Source organism: Microcoleus sp. bin48.metabat.b7b8b9.023, assembly GCF_013299185.1.
In the GTDB taxonomy this organism is placed as follows: Bacteria; Cyanobacteriota; Cyanobacteriia; order Cyanobacteriales; family Microcoleaceae; genus Microcoleus.
Window position 1 is genome coordinate 245,159 of the sequence record NZ_JAAFKG010000002.1, and the last position, 17,639, is coordinate 262,797.

Genomic DNA, 17,639 nt, shown 5'->3' on the forward strand with positions numbered 1-17,639 from the left:
TCCTGGCTGGGGCGAGTTGACAGAACTATCGATTTTAGAGAATTTTTATTCCTAAAACCAGCAATTACAATAATTTACATTATATAATAACAAATCAATGGAATTTGATATTACTCATAAATATTTTCTATGGCAATTAATATTGCAAGTACCAAAGCTCGGCTGATCGGATGTAGTGCCGTATACGCTGTAGGCCAGTGCCTTTCCAGCGCCCTCTTGGGCGGCCCCGCAGCAGGGATGGCCGCACCGATGCTTGGCGGCCCTGTAGGAGTGTTCGGGGTTGGCGTTTTGGCAACTATTGCGGCTAGTATTGTTGGCAATATTACGGCGGGTGAATTGGGTAACAAGTTGGCGCAGCGAGTCGGAAAAAATGACGATATTCTTAAAAATGGCGATTTGACTGCGGCTGTTGGAGAAGCTATTAGCCGTCTCTTAGAAAAAGTTGCTGAATCTGATGAAATAATTGCGATTGCCGAACGCAATAATCTACCTTATCCCGAAAGCGATTTCAAATTCCTAGCTAAGAAAACAGTCGATTACTGGGTAAAAATTGATGCTGCAACTGACAGTTCCGCTGCTTTACATTTTACTGACGACCAACTTGCTAAGATTTTTTCGCCAGAGCCGGATCGATTTGTAGAAGTTACGGGATTGACTGTGCGAGATTGGCAAGATTTTTTAACGGATTTTGCAGCATCAGAACAGAAAAATTTGCATCCCGAACTTATCGCCGAGGCGGCCCAAAAACTGCACGAATCTTTTCCGAAAGCGTTTCGCGAAGTGCTGAAACAAGATGCGGAAACTGGCGGCAGACAATTTGCGGGAATGCAGTTGACTTTGCATCGGGAAACTGTGGCGGAACTTAAAAATTTGGGACTGCAAAATGGGGAAGTTTTTCAAAAGTTGGAGGCTTTGGCAACGCGGGAGCAAATTTGCGAAGTCATGGCGCGGCTGAGTGCGATCGAAATTGTAATTCGGGCTCAGTTGGCGCAAAATCGGGAGTTGATGGCAAGATTTGTCGATACTGCGGCGCCGAGTTTGCCGATTCCTTTGGAGTCGGAGACGATTATTAAAGACAGAATTCAAGATTTTACCGGGCGCAAATTTGTATTTGAAGCTATTAGAGATTTTTTGCAGAATAATCAGAAAGGCTATTTTGTTTTAGAAGCCGATCCGGGGGTTGGGAAAAGTTCGATTATGGCAGCTTTGGTGCTGAGTTTGCGACGGCGCTGCATTACTCATTTTAACTCGCGATCGGACGGAATTATTGAGGCTAAAACTTTTTTAGAAAATGCTTGCCTTCAGTTAATCCAAGGCTGCAAGCTTCAGAATAAGTATCCGCAACTGCCGGAAAATGCGACGGCTAATGGCAATTTTTTAGGGCGGTTATTGGGAGAAGCTAGCGCTAAATGGGGCGGCAAAAAGTTGATTTTTGTGGTGGATGCTCTCGATGAAGTCGATCGCACTTCGCAAACCAAAGATAGCAACGTTCTGTATTTGCCGGAAGTTTTGCCGGAGAACGTTTATTTTATTGTTTCCAAGCGGCGGGAATCTTTGCCGATGCCGGTCAAGCATCAGGTGTTTAATTTGATGGAGTACGATGCAGAAAGTCTGGAAGATTCTCAGGCTTATATTGCCAAACGCATCGCCAACAGCGCATCAATTCAGAATTGGATTGTCGATCATAATTTGACTCAGCAAGATTTTGTAGCGGCGGTGGCAGAACAAAGCCAGAACAATTTTATGTATCTCCGCTACGTGCTGAATGATATCGAAAGCGGCGAGTACGGGGATATTGCTTTGCAAGATTTGCCACGGGAGTTGACAGGATATTATGGGAAGCATTGGATGCAAATGATGGGGCGGGAAGACGATCCGCTGCTGGAGATGAAGGTTAAGATTATCTATGTCGTCTCGAAAGCGCGGGAAGCTGTTTCTCGCGGCTGGATTGCGAAATCGGTAGGGGAAACGGATTTTCAAGTGCAGCAGGTGTTGAGGAAATGGGAGTCGTTTTTGCGGCAGCAGCAAGTTGACGGCGAAATTCGCTACAGCATCTATCACAACAGTTTTCGCGACTTTTTGGCACAAGATGAAACGGTGCAATCTGCGGGGATTGATGTTGAAAAACTCAACCGCCAAGGTATGGATAACAGGTTAAAAGGAGCGCCGTTATGAGCGATTTGGGTGTGTGGTTGTCGCAGCAAAGTCGATCGGATAGAGAATATTTTTTGAAGTATCAACCCAGGGATTTTGTGGAAACTTCGGGAGAGTTAGATCGTTATTATCGTTGGGTGACTGATTTTGGTTTTATTGAGGCGAAGTTGGATTTGTTGGGGGTGCAAGCGTTAATTGAGGATTTCGATTTGGCGAGAAATACTGATGTGTTGTTGGGCCAGGAGCAAAGGCAAACGCTGAAATTGATTCAAGGGGCGATTCGCAAGTCGGCGCACGTTTTGGAGAAGGATAAAACTCAATTGGCTGGGCATTTGTTGGGGAGGTTGCTGGATTTTGAAATGCCCCAGATTCAGGCGATGCTGGAACAGGCAAAGCAGTGGAAAGATAGTGTTTGGTTGCGGCCTTTGAAGGCTAATTTAGAGCGGGCAAATGAAGGGGCATTGCGGACTCTTGTCGGTCATACTGACGAGGTAAGAGCAGTGGCGATCGCACCCGACGGAAAAACCGCGATTTCCGGTTCAAGGGATAACACCCTGAAAATCTGGGACATTGACAGTGGCACCGAAGTTAGAACCCTCACAGGTCATACTGACTCGGTAACAGCAGTGGCGATCGCACCCGATAGCAAAACGGCGATTTCCGCTTCATATTTCGATAACACCCTGAAAATTTGGGATACAGACAGCGGCATCCAACTGAAAACTCTCACCGGTCATACTGACTGGGTAAAAGCAGTGGCGATCGCATCCGACGGCAAGATAGCGATTTCTGCTTCATGGGATAAAACCCTGAAAATCTGGGACATCAAGAGTGGCACCGAAGTTAGAACCCTCACCGGTCATACTGACTCGGTATATGCAGTGGCGATCGTACCCGACGGCAAAACGGCGATTTCCGCTTCCGATGATAACACCCTAAAAATCTGGGACATCAAGAGTGGCACCGAAGTTAGAACCCTCACGGGTCATACTGACTCGGTAAGAGCAGTGGCGATCGCACCTGACGGTAAAATAGCGATTTCCGCTTCCGATGATAACACCCTAAAAATCTGGGACATCAAGAGTGGCACCGAAGTTAGAACCCTCACGGGTCATACTAACTCGGTAACAGCAGTGGCGATCGCACCTGACGGCAAAACCGCGATTTCCGCATCAGGGGATAAAACGCTGAAAATCTGGGACATCAAGAGTGGCACCGAAGTTAGAACCCTCACGGGTCACACTAACTCGGTCACAGCAGTGGCGATCGCACCCCACGGCAAAACCGCGATTTCTGCTTCATGGGATCGCACCCAGAAAATCTGGGACATCAAGAGTGGCACCGAAGTTAGAACCCTCGTGGGTCATAGTTACTGGGTAAGAGGGGCGATCGCACCCGACGGCAAAACCGCGATTTCCCCATCAGTTGATAAAACCCTGACAATCAGGGACATCAAGAGTGGCACCGAAGTTAGCATCCTCACGGGTCATACTGAATCGGTAAGAGCAGTAGCGATCGCACCCGACGGCAAAACCGCGATTTCCGCATCAGGGGATAAAACCCTGAAAATCTGGGACATCAAGAGTGGCACCGAAGTTATAACCCTCACCGGTCATACTAACTGGGTAACAGCAGTGGCGATCGCACCTGACGGCAAAACGGCGATTTCCGCATCAGGGGATAAAACCCTGAAAATCTGGGACATCAAGAGTGGCACCGAAGTCAGAACCCTCACGGGTCATACTAACTCGGTAACAGCAGTGGCGATCGCACCCGACGGAAAAACCGCGATTTCCGCATCAGATGATAACACCCTGAAAATCTGGGATCTGCTTACTGGCAAGGAGATAGCTAGTTTTAGCGGAGATGGTAGCTTCCATTGCTGTGCAATTTCGCCTGATGGAGTAACAGTTGTAGCGGGCGATGCGTCTGGCCGGGTGCATTTCCTGCGCTTGGAGGGAAGGGGCGATTTGGGCGATGCTGCTGGGCTAAATAATCCCGTTTCTTTGTTTTACAGTGGTTTGGCGCTGGCGAAACAAGGGCAATATGAAGCAGCCCTAGCAAAACTCACTGAAGTTGCAGAAATAAGGCCAGATGCGCTGATTGTTTGGTGGGAACAAGGCAAGGTTTTGTATGAGTTGGATCGCTATGCAGAAGCTGTTGCCAGTCTCGACAAAGCCAGAGAAATAGCAAGGAAAGACCGAGATTTTTGGTTTTGTCGGGGCTTTGCACTGATGAAGTGTGGCAGTCAAGAAGCGGCGCGCGAAAATTGGGACTTTGCCATTAATATTCAGCCTGCTGACTGCGAGTTTTGGTTTGAAACATCTGAGGCGCTATTCGAGTTAGAACGATACGAGCAAGCTATTTACTGTCTCGATTTAGCCATTAAAATACAGACAAATAACCCTTATTTCTGGAAGAGGAGCAGGCTAGTTCTGCCAAAAAATGGACGCGCTGAAGAGGCAATATCCAGTTACGATCGCACTTTAGAATTGCAGCCTGACGATCCTTATATCTTGGATTGTCGAGCTTACGTTTTACTAAAGTTAGGTCGTTCTGACGAAGCAATGACTGATTGGGATAAAATTTTAGAACTAGATCCAAATTATGCTAGTGCTTATTATAATAAAGCTGGATATTTTGCCTTGCAGAATCAGGTGGGGTTAGCGCTGGAAAATTTGCGGCGCGCGATTGAATTGGAACCGGAAAGATTTCGAGAGTTAGCGAAAACTGATGCGGATTTTGATGGGATTCGGGGTGATGTGCGGTTTCAGGAGTTGTTGTTGGGATAAGGGTTTTTCAGGGCTTAGGGACTCCGACAAAGAAACCGGGTTTTTATCGAATTTCTGGACTAGAATCATTTATCTTTGGAAAAAACCCGGTTTCTGGGGCCTGGGCCACGCCACTCAGCCAAGAAACCGGGTTTTTGCCCAAATCTATGCGTTGTAACGTAGTATTTCGGAAAAAACCCGGTTTCTGGGGTCTGGGCGATCGCATTTTTGGGTGGATGGGCGATCGCATTTTTGGATGGATGGGCGATCGCATTTTTGAGTGGATGGGCGATCGCATTTTTGGATGGATGGGCGATCGAATTTGAGGGAAATGTGCGATCGGCTATAATATAAAAAAATCCCACCAAAAACAACTGTCATGAAAGAGTTAATCCAACAAGAGTTAGAAAAGCTCGATCGAGAACAACTCAAACAAGTATTTGAATTTATTGCTTTTCTGAAATTCCGTGCCAGATTAGTTACTATTCCTGCGATCGATGAAACTAACTTAGCTGCACTATACAGCGAATTTGCAGAAGAAGACCGACAACTTGCAGAACTCGGAATCAGCGAATATGCAGACCTCCTCAAACATGAGGATTTGGTATGACAATTAGACGAGGTGAAATCTGGATTGCCAACCTCGATCCTACAGAAGGTTCCGAACAGGCTGGCGTGCGTCCTACAATTATTTTTCAAAACGATACTATTTCTAGATATACCACCACTGTCATCAGTATTCCTCTCACCACAAATCTGCGCCGTGCCTCTCTTCCTTCCTGCGTTCTAATTCCCGGCGGTGAAGGAGGATTAGCTCAAGATTCTGTTGCATTATGCCATCAACTGCGAGTTTTAGATCGAACAAGATTGCGAAATAAAATTGGTGAAGTTAATCCAGATATATTGGTACAATTAGAAAATATCGTATTATTTACCTTGGGTTACTTACCTTGAAAACTTTCGGTTGCAAGTAGATGACGAAGGTTTAGCAATGTTTGTAGATTTGACCGCCGAGTTCGATCGCCTCGAATTTGAGATAAATGTGCGATCGAATTTGAAATCGGAGGCGGTTAAAAACCCGGCGGTTGGAAACCGCGTCTACACAAACCATGTCCGCCTCCGCGGACTAAGAAACATCCAATTTGAGATAAATGTGCGATGGCTTACACCCCGCTACGCTACGAACTCTTCAACCCGCGGAGGCGGGTTTTGTCTGTGTAGCCGCGGTTTCCAACCGCCGGGATTCCAACCGCCGGGATTCCAACCGCCGGGATTCCAACCGCCGGGTTTCCAACCGCCCGGTTTCCAACCGCCCGGTTTCCAACCGCCCGGTTTCCAACCGCCGGGATTCCAACCGCCCGGTTTCCAACCGCCCGGTTCAATAAACCGGAAATCTAATCATCCCCATCCAAACCCAACGACACAAAATACTGACTGTAAACCACACTATCCGGTGCCCAAAGCGGCCGCCAATAAACACTTTGAATCACCGCCTTCTCCCCATCAGCATCAGCCGGCCACTCAAAACTGACGATCGCCATATTGCCATAACCCACAATCTCATCACCCTCTTGCAGCCACCGATTCCGCCACAACAACGCTATCAAATCCCACAAACGACGCAACACTAATAACAGTTTATTTTTAGGCAATATACTTGACATATTACCGCCTTCATGCTGCAAAAACAGCCGAGATCTTTGCCGCTTCATCCAGTCAACTCGATAACCCCAATCAGGCAAAGATTGCCTATCCCTCACAGCAGCAGCCACAGCCTTCTTCCTGCCGCGTCTCGGAATCTTCACCAACTCCAGCGGCTCATTCCATCCCAAACGTTCGTGCGATCGCTCGGCAAACAGCGACTTAATCTTAGTATGAATTACATGAGTTGTCCACTCCTCATTAATAAAAGCACTAGCCGTTAACTGCGCCAACACAGACAATCTTTGACTCCCAATTTTCATCTCTCCATTCACCCCAGATGCAGGCGACAAACGCTCAATCTCAGGGCGAGAATCGCCAAAATGACAATCCGACCAATAACTCAACCGCACAGCACCAGCATAGTGAATATCCCCCGTCAAAACAATCACCCGATCGCGCTGCTTAAAAAACTCCGACAACAGCTTCACAAAAGCCAACTCATGAAAATTCCAAGCATCCCCCGCATCGGTATTAAAAACCTTGCCCTGTTCCACATCCCGCCTTTGCACCGCATCGATAATCCACAAACCCACCAAATTTGTCGGCACCACAACCAGCGTCGCTTCGATCGCAAATTCCCCAGTTTTATTCAGCAACTCAGTCTCCCGCAAAGGCTGCTGAATTTGCTCCTCAAAACCTTTGTGAGTCAAAAGCATCGGCGGATCGATCGCATTTTCCAGTGGATAGCCCCGCCAAGTCCGCGTATCGAGCACAATCACCTCGTGCTTAAAACTTCTCACAGTAAAATGCCAACTTAAAACCTCATCATCCCGATCCAAAATCAAAACATCATCATCTAACTTAAATTTCGGCAAATTAGTTTCATTATCAACCGCCGGAATCCCCAAATACCTAGCAGCCTCATCCCAGACACTAACATCAGTCCCCGCCGAATCCGACCACTTTTTAGTAGCTTTTAATAACTTATCTCCTACTCTTCCATCCTCAAACTGTGCGGGGGTATTTCCCCAAGCCTGAAACACAGCATAAGCCAGCAAAGCATTCTGCACCACCAGGCGGCCCAGCGGCTTACCCAATACCCGATAACACCACTCCCGATTCAAATAGCAATCATCGCTAACATCATGATCGTCGCAAATCATATAAGTAGGAATATTAGCCAGCGCCCGCCTGACTCGCCACAAATTGCGACAAAAACCGTCAAGTTCTACAACTTCTCTATCCCAGACTTTTGCCTGCTTAGAATCTTGACAAATATCCTTACCCTTGGGAAAACTATCGCACCACAGCACAGGAGACCAAACTAACAAATACATCGCGCAATATTCGCCCAAACCAAACAAGTGACTTTTAGCCTTATCCGGTTTATTCACCAACATCGCCGTAAAACCGCCAAAATCTCTAGCAATATCGCTGCGAGTCCCCGGCTTTAACTCAATTGGTTTTTTGTATTCAGACTCAGCATCAGACGCTTGCTGAATTGGCGATTCTCTGAAAGTTTCCCTCTCTTGACGAATTACATTTTTCTTTTCCGATTTCTTAGGTATACTGGTACACAAATTCTTTTTTATTTGGGCATCATTCATCAGGGGCAGATTCTCTTCCCAGCCCAATAGTGTATCGCCAGCGTCAGTCAAGGCCCACAGCATCGCATCGGCAACGTCATCGCCGTAAATTTGGTCACCCGTTAAAAACAGTTGGTGGGGCCGGAAATTTGCCATACCTGCAAACTGTTCGATCGAATTATCCAAGATTGGCAGCGCATCTCTGCCGTCTCCGTGGGGCTTGCGACAAGAACCGTGCACTATACGCAAATAGTTTAAATCCCTCGGTGGCAGGGCAAAAGTCGGCAACCCGTGAGCGAAATAACCGATCGTCTGTGGCCCCAAAACTGACAAATCAGCAGCAGTCGGCCACAGACAAGAAAGGAGATTTTCCTGCTCATTTTCTGGGACTCCCACCGACGGCGACTCGCGACTCCCCGCAAACTCAATGTCATAAGCATAAACTTGCCCGGATGTCAAGATATCTCTGTCGATTGGTTTAGCAGTCACGGCCGCTACGTGCAGGTATTTGCCAAGCCGCACAGTAGAACTAGCACCTTGCAGCAACGGCGTACCGACAATTTCACCGGTGCCCCCCTCAGTCGCATAAACCTTGAGTTCGACTTGACGGGGTGCTTTCAAAGCCAGCCAAACTGTTACGCCCCCAGTTTCAACTCGGCGCAAAATCGGGCCTGCAAGAATCAGTGGCAAATGATGAATTCGATGATTTAATGGTGTCCACGACATAGGAATTAAACAAATAAAAATTAAATAACGGGTTTTTGGCAAAGTATCTGTCAGCCGATTTGAGATTTTAGATTTCCTCCATATATCAATCTGGAAGCTTGAACTAGGATCTCAAATTTGGAGTTCACCACTATAGGACTACGTGGCACGGTATCCGTTTCTCGGTTCCTTGTTCCACTTAATTAATGCTAAGTCTGTCAACTCCTGTCCGCCAAATTGTAACAATTCATTAAGGAAATTTAATAATCACTATGCTACAAGAACAAGATTTACAACATTTCTTAGATTCAGTCCCCCAGCTCGCAATTAAACCACCAGCAGCCCCTGTAGAACCCACCAGCGCACCGATCGATCTATCACCTTTAGATCGATCGATCGATCGCCATCCCCTGACAGTGGCTCCAGAAACACCGATCGCCGAAGTATTGGCTCTCATGAACCCGATGCGCGTCTCCTGTCAGCTTTGTAGCGAAAAACAAAAGAATCTTAAGATCCCGGCAAAGCGCAGTTGTGTCATAGTCGTGGAGGACGATCGCCCGATCGGCATTTTCACAGAACGGGATATCGTCAAGCTAAGTACCATGGAAGCTTGTGCGATCGGACTGACAATTGCTGACGTAATGACTCACTCGCCCATTACCCTCAAACAATCCGAGTCTCAAGATATTTTCACCGCTATATTCACCTTGCGCCAGCACTCGATCCGGCACTTACCCGTAGTCGATGACGACTCGCGACTTGTCGGCATCATCACCCGCGAAGCCATTCACGAAGCCCTACAACCAGTGAACTTGCTAGCAAATTTGCGCTGTGCGGGAGATGTCATGACAAAAGAAGTCATTTGTGCGCCAAAGACTGCCTCAGCCCTCGAATTAGCCCAGCTCATGGTCAAACATCGATCGCACTGCGTCGTCATTATCGAAGACCAAATTCAGCATCCACAGCGGATCGTACCAATAGAAAAGTATCAAATCCCGATCGGCATTGTCACCGAGCGCGACATCGTGCAGTTTCACGCCCTCGAATTAAACCTCTCGGAAATCTTGGCGGCGGATGCCATGAGTGCGCCTTTATTTTCCATATCTGCCACCGATTCCCTCTTCCGCGCCCACCAGGAAATGCAGCGCCATTGCGTCTGCCGTTTGGTAGTAGTTGGCAGTCACGGAGAGCTTTTGGGTGTTGTTTCTCTGACAAGTTTGCCGCAAGTTTTCAACCAATCTGAGATGTACGGGACGATCGAGCTTTTGCAGCAAGCAGTAGACGATAGAGCCGCCCAATTGCAGAAAACCAACCAACTTTTACAGCAAGAAATTTTAGAGCGCCAGCGCGCCCAAGAAGCCCTGCACCAAGCTCACGAAGACTTAAAAAAACAAGTTGAAGAGCGCACCGCCCAACTTTTAGAATCAAATAAATTATTAAGACGGGATATTATTAAGCGCCAGCGAGTAGAAGAAGTGCTGCGGAAAAAGCAAACCTGCTTGAAAAATCAAGCCGAGCAATTAGAGCAAACAGTGCGGAAATTGCAGCAAACTCAAACTCAATTAGTCCACACCGAAAAAATGTCTTCTTTGGGACAAATGATTGCCGGTATCGCCCACGAAATTAACAATCCGGTTAATTTTATCTACGGCAATCTTTCCCACACGAGTCATTACATCAAAGAATTAATTCAACTATTAGAACTTTACCAGCAGCACTATCCCGAACCAGTCTCGGAAATTAGGGAAGCAGCAGCAGATATGGAAATCGATTTTTTGGTGGAAGACTTATCTAAGATCGTGTCTTCGATGCAAGTTGGCACCGATCGCATCCGCCAAATAGTCCTGTCAATGCGAAATTTTTCGCGATCGGATCGAACTAGCGTCAAATTCGTTGACATTCACGAGGGACTCGACAGCACTTTATTGATTTTGCAGCACAGGCTCAAAGCTCAAGGCGGACATCCAGGTATTCAAATTATTAAGGAATACGGCAATTTGCCCAGCGTCGAGTGCTGTGGAGGTCAGATCAATCAAGTGTTTATGAATATTATCGCCAATGCTATTGATGCTTTGGATGAAGCAATCCAGAAGGGCCAATGGGGAAAGGGAAAGGCGAAAAATCCACCGCCGTTAATTCCTAGTTCTCCATTGACTATTCCCGCAATTACAATTCGCACTGAAGTTGTTGGCGATGTTGTAGCGATCCGCATTTCCGACAACGGCGGGGGCATACCGGATGAGATTTGCCGGCAACTATTTGACCCGTTTTTTACTACCAAACCAGTCGGTAAGGGTACTGGCTTGGGACTGTCTATTTCCTATCATTTAGTTGTGGAACAGCATGGGGGGCGGCTGGAGTGCGTTTCGGAAGTTGGACTGGGGACTGAGTTTGCGATCGAGATTCCGATCGTCAGAAGGCAGGTGACAGTTGACAGTTGACAGTTGACAGTTGACAGTTGACAGAAGGCAGTTGACAGTTGACAGTTGGCAGTTGTAGGGGCAGTGCCCCCGTGAGAGCCCTCTTAGTTGACAGTTGACAGTTGACAGTTGTAGGGGCGGTGGATGGTGCGGGCGGGCCCTCTTTAAAAAGATGTTTTTTTAAAACAGTGCTGTCCTCGATCGCGTGCTTGATATCAAATCCGGCAGCACCGGAATTATGAGCGTGCGAGCGAGACGATCGCACTGACTTCATCCAAACAGATGATTCCGATACAACCGGAAACGATTTTACACAGCATGGGAGCGAGCACAGCACTACAAAAAACTGACCGCTAACCACTGAAAATTGTATTGCGCGATCGCACTTGCGCCAAGAGTGAAACCCGGTTTCTTCGGAGATTTCTCGTCACAAAATGCAAAACTCGCAGAAACCGGATTTCTAGCCACCGATGCGTCAACTGCCCACTGCCCACTGCCCACTGCCCACTGCCCACTGCCCACTGCCCACTGCCCACTGCCCACTGCCCACTGCCCACTGACAACTGTCGCTCAATTACTAAAAATTCACAATTTTTTACACAACACTCAAAACCCAAGCAAAATCACTCTTTCCTAATCTCAAATCTCAAATCTCAAATCCAAAATCGTCTAATTTTGGCATCCCAGGCCCAATTAACCCAACTTACTTTCCGCTTTGCCTCATCCACTAGCGCCTTTGTTCCCCCTCCACTTACCCCACAAGCCATCAACTGCACCCATCCTAGCCCCAAACCCAAAGACCGAGATTATTTGAGAAGTTAATTTTTGTTTTGTTTTTGTACCTCTTTTTATTAAGAAAGTATTCTAAAACTTAAATAAAATCTAAAATATTTATAAAAATAGATTTGTAAATCAAAAAACCAGCTAAGATGCCCAAAGATGCAAAATAAATAGAATTACTAGCATTTTCATTTCGAGGGCCCCTTTCTTTTCCTCGTAACTTAGCTAATAATGCTTTCAACGAGCTTTCAGCACAGCCAACTCCAAACTTGACAAGAATGGGATTGCGGTAAGGGCACTGGAGGAAAGGTTATTGCATTGGGGCGATCGCAACATCAAAGCGTAAAACCCCAGCCCGATCGTTTTGATAGAAACCTATAGGAGAAAAAAAGAGTGAAACTCGCAGTTTACGGAAAAGGTGGAATTGGCAAATCGACAACAAGCTGCAACATCTCCGTTGCCCTAGCCAAACGCGGCAAGAAAGTTTTGCAAATCGGTTGCGATCCAAAGCACGACAGCACATTTACCCTCACGGGCTTCTTGATCCCCACAATTATTGACACCCTTCAGGAAAAGGATTATCACTACGAAGACGTTTGGCCAGAAGATGTCATCTACAAAGGCTACGGCGGCGTTGACTGCGTAGAAGCAGGCGGCCCGCCCGCAGGAGCTGGTTGCGGCGGCTACGTAGTCGGAGAGACCGTTAAACTGCTCAAAGAACTCAATGCCTTCGAGGAATACGACATCATCCTGTTCGACGTGCTCGGCGACGTAGTGTGTGGCGGTTTTGCCGCCCCATTGAACTACGCCGACTACTGCATGATTGTTACCGACAACGGATTCGACGCATTATTTGCAGCCAACCGCATCGCCGCCTCAGTTCGCGAAAAAGCCCGCACTCACCCGTTGCGCCTCGCCGGTCTAATTGGCAACCGCACCTCCAAGCGCGATTTGATCGACAAGTACATCGACACCGTACCCATGCCAGTGCTGGAAGTCCTGCCGCTAATTGAAGACATCCGCGTTTCTCGCGTCAAAGGCAAAACTTTGTTTGAGATGGCCGAGTCTGACCCATCCCTCAACTACGTCTGCGATTACTACCTCAACATCGCCGACCAAATTTTGGCAATGCCCGAAGGAGTAGTGCCCAACGACACGCCCGATCGCGAATTATTCTCCTTGTTGTCAGATTTTTATCTAAATCCTGTGCAACCGGTGGTCAAGAAGGAGGAAGATGAGCTAGACCTGATGATGGTTTAATAGGTCTAGCGATCAGGATGAGGATAAAGAGGTTATGGCTTTTTTTGATACTTTTTCAGTTGCTCTCAAACAGAAGTGGTTGGACTACTACCAGGCAAATCGGACTTGGCTGCTCCTGCACATGACGGCTGACAACACGGTCGCCACACCCGACGGCGGGAAAAGGCCTGTTTCTTACCTCATCCTGGGAATTGCGGCTGCCCTGGAGCCGGAACTCCAGCAATTAATGCTGCCCTTCTCAAAACTCAAGCCGGATGCAGATAGCCTGATCGAAGTCTTGGGTCTAAATTTTGACCCGGATCTAGCACTAGGTATGCCTTCAAGTACCGTGCCACAAATGGCCGGTCAACCTCCAACTGCAACTGCTGCACCCGCAGCCGCTCCAACTGCAACTGCTGCACCCGCAGCCGCTCCAACTGCAACTGCTGCACCCGCAGCCGCTCCAACTGCTGCACCCGCAGCCGCTCCAACTGCCGCTCCCACTGCAACTGCTGCACCCGCTGATGCCAAATCTAATAAATTAGGCGGTGCGGCCCTAACAGCAGCCGGAGTAGTCGCCGGAGTCGCCGGAGTCGCTGGTCTGGCTGCTGCTGCTAACGCACTGAGACCGGATGAGGAAGAAGCAGTCTCTGACTTCGACATGGACGAGGACGAGGCAGAAGCAGTCTCTGACTTCGACATGGATGAGGATGAGGAAGAATCTGTCTCCGACTTCGACATGGACGAGGATGAGGAAGAATCTGTCTCCGACTTCGACATGGACGAGGATGAGGAAGAAGAAGCTTCGGCTTTGGACGGTCTCGACCTCGATGATGAGGAAGACGGCATATCTGGCTTCGATATGGGCGAGGATGAGGAAGACGCCATATCAGACTTCGATATGGGCGACGACGAGGAAGATGAAGCCTCAGCTTTGGGCGGTCTCGACCTTGATGATGAGGAAGATGAAGCCTCAGCTTTGGGCGGTCTCGACCTCGATGATGAGGAAGATGAAGCCTCAGCTTTGGGCGGTCTCGACCTTGATGATGAGGAAGATGATGGCTCAGCTTTGGGCGGTCTCGACCTTGATGACGAGGAAGATGAAGCCTTAGGCTTGGGTGGTCTCGACCTCGACGATGAGGAAGATGAAGCCTCAGAATTTGGGACTTTGACCTCTGGGGATCTCGAAGCGGGGATATCCGATCCGTTTGGGGAAGAAGATGCAGAGTTTGTCGCCGAAGCAATACCCGATCCGTTTGGGGCAACGACCTCAGATGACCTAGATATGGATCTGGGCGACTTGGACGAAGATGGTCTTGACGATTTCTCTGTATCTGATGACGATGACCTCGACGAACTCGGACTAGACGATTTGGGGGAAGCAACTACCGGAGATCCTGATGAAGATGATTTAGATGCTCTAGGTCTCGGTGATTTGGATTCTGATGATGAGGATGAAGAGATTTCGGGCTTTTTGTCGGATTTTAAGTAAGGTTGTTGCGATCGCCAAATTTTATCCCAGTCTGGAGTTTTCCCGCCTATTTGTGAGTTGTGAGTTGCGAGTTGTTAAATTTTAATTAACTCAAACTCACAACCACCAAAATGGTTTTTAGCTTAGCTAGACAGGTGGGAATCCCCAGCCCATAATCTTTGATTTGGGGTGGGATGAAAGACGTGCGAGGATATGAGCGACCCTCCAAGCGATGTTGAGCGTAGCCAACCAATAATGGAGGGTGGCGACGAGACGAGCACTCCTCCGTAATAATTGCGGTAAAATACTCATACCTTAGATCAAAGAATAACAATCTGGGTCTAAGTCAAAAGTTTTGATGTGACAAGTGGGGCGGGACGTGTTCCTCACTATAAAACGCCGTAGAGGGAAACGATTGGAGTACCTTGAAGGAAGATCTTGATATCCTTGACCGGACTCAGATGCCTACAACATACCGCTTGCGGTTGGTGTAGGAGCGTCACCGAGTTGAAAAACACTAAATCCCTGCTGTGAGGGATTACCAGCCCTCGCGCAGAATTTTTGAGCTGGAATTTTAGATGCTGCTGCTGCGAAAATATTCAGTTTGCTGCATCTATTTTTCACAGGAATTACGCCAAAACCAGGTATTTCTATTATTGTTCTGCGATCGTGCGATCGCCAAATACAGGTATTTCCTCGCTAACTATAGCCTGGGAAAGTTCCAGACGAAAAACAATTTAAATGGAGAACATTTGAAATATGACTGCAATTACGACTACTGAGCCAGAAGCCTTAAACTTTGAATGCGAAACTGGTAATTATCACACATTTTGTCCGATTAGCTGCGTAGCTTGGCTTTATCAAAAAATTGAAGATAGCTTTTTCCTAGTCATCGGTACCAAAACTTGCGGCTACTTCTTGCAAAACGCCATGGGCGTGATGATTTTTGCCGAACCGCGCTATGCGATGGCTGAGTTGGAAGAAGGCGACATTTCCGCTCAATTAAACGATTTCGATGAGTTGAAACGACTGTGTTTGCAAATTAAGCGCGATCGTAACCCCAGTGTAATCGTCTGGATCGGCACCTGCACCACCGAAATCATCAAAATGGACTTGGAAGGCCTAGCACCCAAGCTCGAAGCCGAAATTGGCATTCCCATCGTCACAGCCCGCGCTAACGGCTTAGACTACGCTTTCACTCAAGGCGAAGATACCGTTTTAGCCGCGATGGCTGCTAAATGCCCTGAGAAAGCGCCGGTGATGGAATCTCAAAAAGTAGAACGCAATGCTATCTCTCAACTGCTGAACTTCGGCAAGAAAAAAGAGGAAGTTGCAGCAGATGAATCCGAATATGTCAAGCACACACCGCTGGTACTTTTCGGTTCCTTGCCCGACCCGGTTGTGACTCAGCTCACCTTAGAATTGAAGAAGCAAGGCATCAAAGTTTCCGGTTGGCTGCCTTCCAAACGCTACACTGAATTGCCAGTTTTGGAAGAAGGTTATTATGTATCCGGCATGAATCCGTTCTTGTCCCGTACCGCTTCGACGTTGATGCGCCGTCGTAAGTGTAAGCTAATTGGTGCACCATTCCCGATCGGGCCTGACGGAACCCGCGCCTGGATTGAAAAGATTTGCTCAGTGTTAGGAATCGAACCCAAAGGTTTAGACGAAAGAGAAGCGCAAATCTGGGCAGGTTTAGAAGATTACCTGCAAATAATTCGCGGCAAATCAGTCTTCTTCATGGGCGACAATTTGTTGGAGATTTCTTTAGCACGTTTCTTGATCCGCTGCGGCATGACTTGTCCCGAAATCGGCATTCCTTACATGGACAAGCGCTATCAAGCCGCGGAATTGGCTTTGTTAGAAAAGACTTGTCACGAGATGGGAGTTCCCACTCCTCGGATTGTCGAGAAACCAGACAATTACAATCAGCTACAGCGGATTTACGAGCAAAATATCGACTTAGTGATTACCGGTATGGCCCACGCTAATCCTTTGGAAGCGCGCGGGATTAATACTAAATGGTCAGTTGAGTTTACTTTCGCACAGATTCACGGCTTTGGAAATGCGCGAGATATTTTGGAGTTGGTGACTCGTCCCCTGCGCCGGAATAATTCGCTGAAGGATTTGGGTTGGGGTGATTTGGTGAAGAAAGAAGCTAAGGTTTAATTGCTTTTAGCTAAGATATAGCGCTTCTCAGAAAGATGAGGTATGTTGTTGGGCTTCAGCGCTCTTAGTCTAAGCGATTATACAAGCTGCCAGTTATACCTCATCTTTTTGAGAAAGGCTATAGTAAGGTGGGCGTTGCTCACCTTATTTTTTGACGAACCGCTGATGGTGGCAAATCAACGCAGATGAACGCGAATGAAAAGTGCGATCGCACTTTTCAATTAGAATAAGACTTGCGCATAAATACCAAAGAAACCGGGTTTTTTGCCGTTTTGTCGGCTGTAACGCGTATTCTCGTGAAAAACCCGGTTTCTGACCACCCGTGCGTCCAGGACTATAGAAGATGAAAGTCAAGCTTAAATCTCTAGACTATTACTTGAGTCTTAAATATCCTATCAGTTTTTATCCAGAATCCGAAGGTTATACAGCTATAATAAAAGACCTTCCTGGTTGTATGTCTCAGGGTGAAACTTTGTCCGAAGCGATGGAGAATATTCAGGAAGCTAGGGAATTGTGGATAGAGACTGCTTATGAGTGTCAAGATGAGATTCCTTTACCTGCAACCGAAATTGAGTATAGCGGAAATTTATCGTTGCAAATTCCAAAATCGCTGCATTTGAGTTTAGCAGAAAAAGCGGAAAGGGAAGGAGTTAGTCTTGACCAGTACATTCTGGTTGTGTTAAGTAAAGCAGGCTAAAAG

At 47.5% G+C, this 17,639-nt stretch carries 14 protein-coding genes; 11 read left to right on the plus strand and 3 right to left on the minus strand.

Annotated elements, in window-relative coordinates:
• Positions 1 to 129: 129 nt before the first annotated feature.
• The 5 genes from QZW82_RS02260 to QZW82_RS02280 all read left to right on the plus strand — a co-directional run bounded on the left by QZW82_RS02260 (position 130) and on the right by QZW82_RS02280 (position 5,879).
• Positions 130 to 2,175 carry an ATP-binding protein gene (locus QZW82_RS02260; RefSeq protein WP_293143891.1) on the plus strand — a complete coding sequence of 682 codons (2,046 nt, stop codon included), beginning with the start codon at positions 130 to 132 and terminating at the stop codon, positions 2,173 to 2,175.
• Positions 2,172 to 4,946, plus strand: coding sequence for a tetratricopeptide repeat protein (locus tag QZW82_RS02265; protein WP_293143894.1), 2,775 nt, complete (start codon positions 2,172 to 2,174; stop codon positions 4,944 to 4,946). The genes QZW82_RS02260 and QZW82_RS02265 overlap by 4 nt, the downstream gene beginning before the upstream one ends.
• A gap of 146 nt (positions 4,947 to 5,092) precedes the next feature.
• Positions 5,093 to 5,251, plus strand: a complete 159-nt coding sequence (locus QZW82_RS02270) for a hypothetical protein (protein ID WP_293143897.1) — start codon at positions 5,093 to 5,095, stop codon at positions 5,249 to 5,251.
• A gap of 53 nt (positions 5,252 to 5,304) precedes the next feature.
• On the plus strand, positions 5,305 to 5,535 hold the full coding sequence (locus QZW82_RS02275) for a hypothetical protein (protein WP_293143900.1): 231 nt from the start codon (positions 5,305 to 5,307) through the stop codon (positions 5,533 to 5,535).
• The gene (locus QZW82_RS02280; protein WP_293143903.1) at positions 5,532 to 5,879 is read left to right on the plus strand and encodes a type II toxin-antitoxin system PemK/MazF family toxin; all 348 of its coding nucleotides are present in this window, start codon (positions 5,532 to 5,534) and stop codon (positions 5,877 to 5,879) included. The genes QZW82_RS02275 and QZW82_RS02280 overlap by 4 nt, the downstream gene beginning before the upstream one ends.
• Before the next feature lie 31 nt (positions 5,880 to 5,910).
• Here the strand turns inward: QZW82_RS02280 and QZW82_RS02285 are convergent, their stop codons facing one another.
• Entirely contained in the window at positions 5,911 to 6,036 is a 126-nt protein-coding gene (locus QZW82_RS02285) for a hypothetical protein (RefSeq protein ID WP_293143906.1), read from the minus strand.
• A 40-nt stretch (positions 6,037 to 6,076) separates the two neighbouring features.
• Between QZW82_RS02285 and QZW82_RS02290 the strand changes: the two genes are divergently transcribed.
• Positions 6,077 to 6,310: a hypothetical protein gene (locus QZW82_RS02290; protein WP_293143909.1), complete on the plus strand. Its 234-nt coding sequence runs from the start codon at positions 6,077 to 6,079 to the stop codon at positions 6,308 to 6,310.
• A 9-nt stretch (positions 6,311 to 6,319) separates the two neighbouring features.
• Here QZW82_RS02290 and QZW82_RS02295 read toward each other — a convergent pair whose 3' ends face one another.
• Entirely contained in the window at positions 6,320 to 8,881 is a 2,562-nt protein-coding gene (locus QZW82_RS02295; protein ID WP_293143911.1) for a PhoD-like phosphatase, read from the minus strand.
• 251 nt (positions 8,882 to 9,132) lie between these two features.
• Here QZW82_RS02295 and QZW82_RS02300 point away from each other — a divergent pair, with 251 nt between their 5' ends.
• Complete coding sequence (locus tag QZW82_RS02300) at positions 9,133 to 11,301, plus strand: CBS domain-containing protein (protein WP_293143914.1); 2,169 nt, start codon at positions 9,133 to 9,135, stop codon at positions 11,299 to 11,301.
• Here QZW82_RS02300 and QZW82_RS02305 read toward each other — a convergent pair.
• Positions 11,273 to 11,545: a hypothetical protein gene (locus QZW82_RS02305; protein ID WP_293143916.1), complete on the minus strand. Its 273-nt coding sequence runs from the start codon at positions 11,543 to 11,545 to the stop codon at positions 11,273 to 11,275. The two genes, QZW82_RS02300 and QZW82_RS02305, sit on opposite strands and share 29 nt — an antisense overlap.
• 908 nt (positions 11,546 to 12,453) lie before the next feature.
• Between QZW82_RS02305 and bchL the strand changes: the two genes are divergently transcribed.
• The 4 genes from bchL (at position 12,454) to QZW82_RS02325 (ending at position 17,636) form a co-directional block, all read left to right on the plus strand.
• Positions 12,454 to 13,320, plus strand: coding sequence for a ferredoxin:protochlorophyllide reductase (ATP-dependent) iron-sulfur ATP-binding protein (gene bchL / locus QZW82_RS02310; protein ID WP_265237962.1), 867 nt, complete (start codon positions 12,454 to 12,456; stop codon positions 13,318 to 13,320).
• 34 nt (positions 13,321 to 13,354) lie between these two features.
• Positions 13,355 to 14,791, plus strand: coding sequence for a DUF5331 domain-containing protein (locus tag QZW82_RS02315; protein ID WP_293143919.1), 1,437 nt, complete (start codon positions 13,355 to 13,357; stop codon positions 14,789 to 14,791).
• 738 nt (positions 14,792 to 15,529) lie between these two features.
• Positions 15,530 to 16,939 (plus strand): ferredoxin:protochlorophyllide reductase (ATP-dependent) subunit N, encoded by a 1,410-nt coding sequence (locus QZW82_RS02320; protein WP_293143922.1) that lies wholly within the window; start codon positions 15,530 to 15,532, stop codon positions 16,937 to 16,939.
• Positions 16,940 to 17,282: 343 nt separating this feature from the next.
• Entirely contained in the window at positions 17,283 to 17,636 is a 354-nt protein-coding gene (locus QZW82_RS02325) for a type II toxin-antitoxin system HicB family antitoxin (protein ID WP_293143925.1), read from the plus strand.
• Positions 17,637 to 17,639 lie beyond the last annotated feature (3 nt).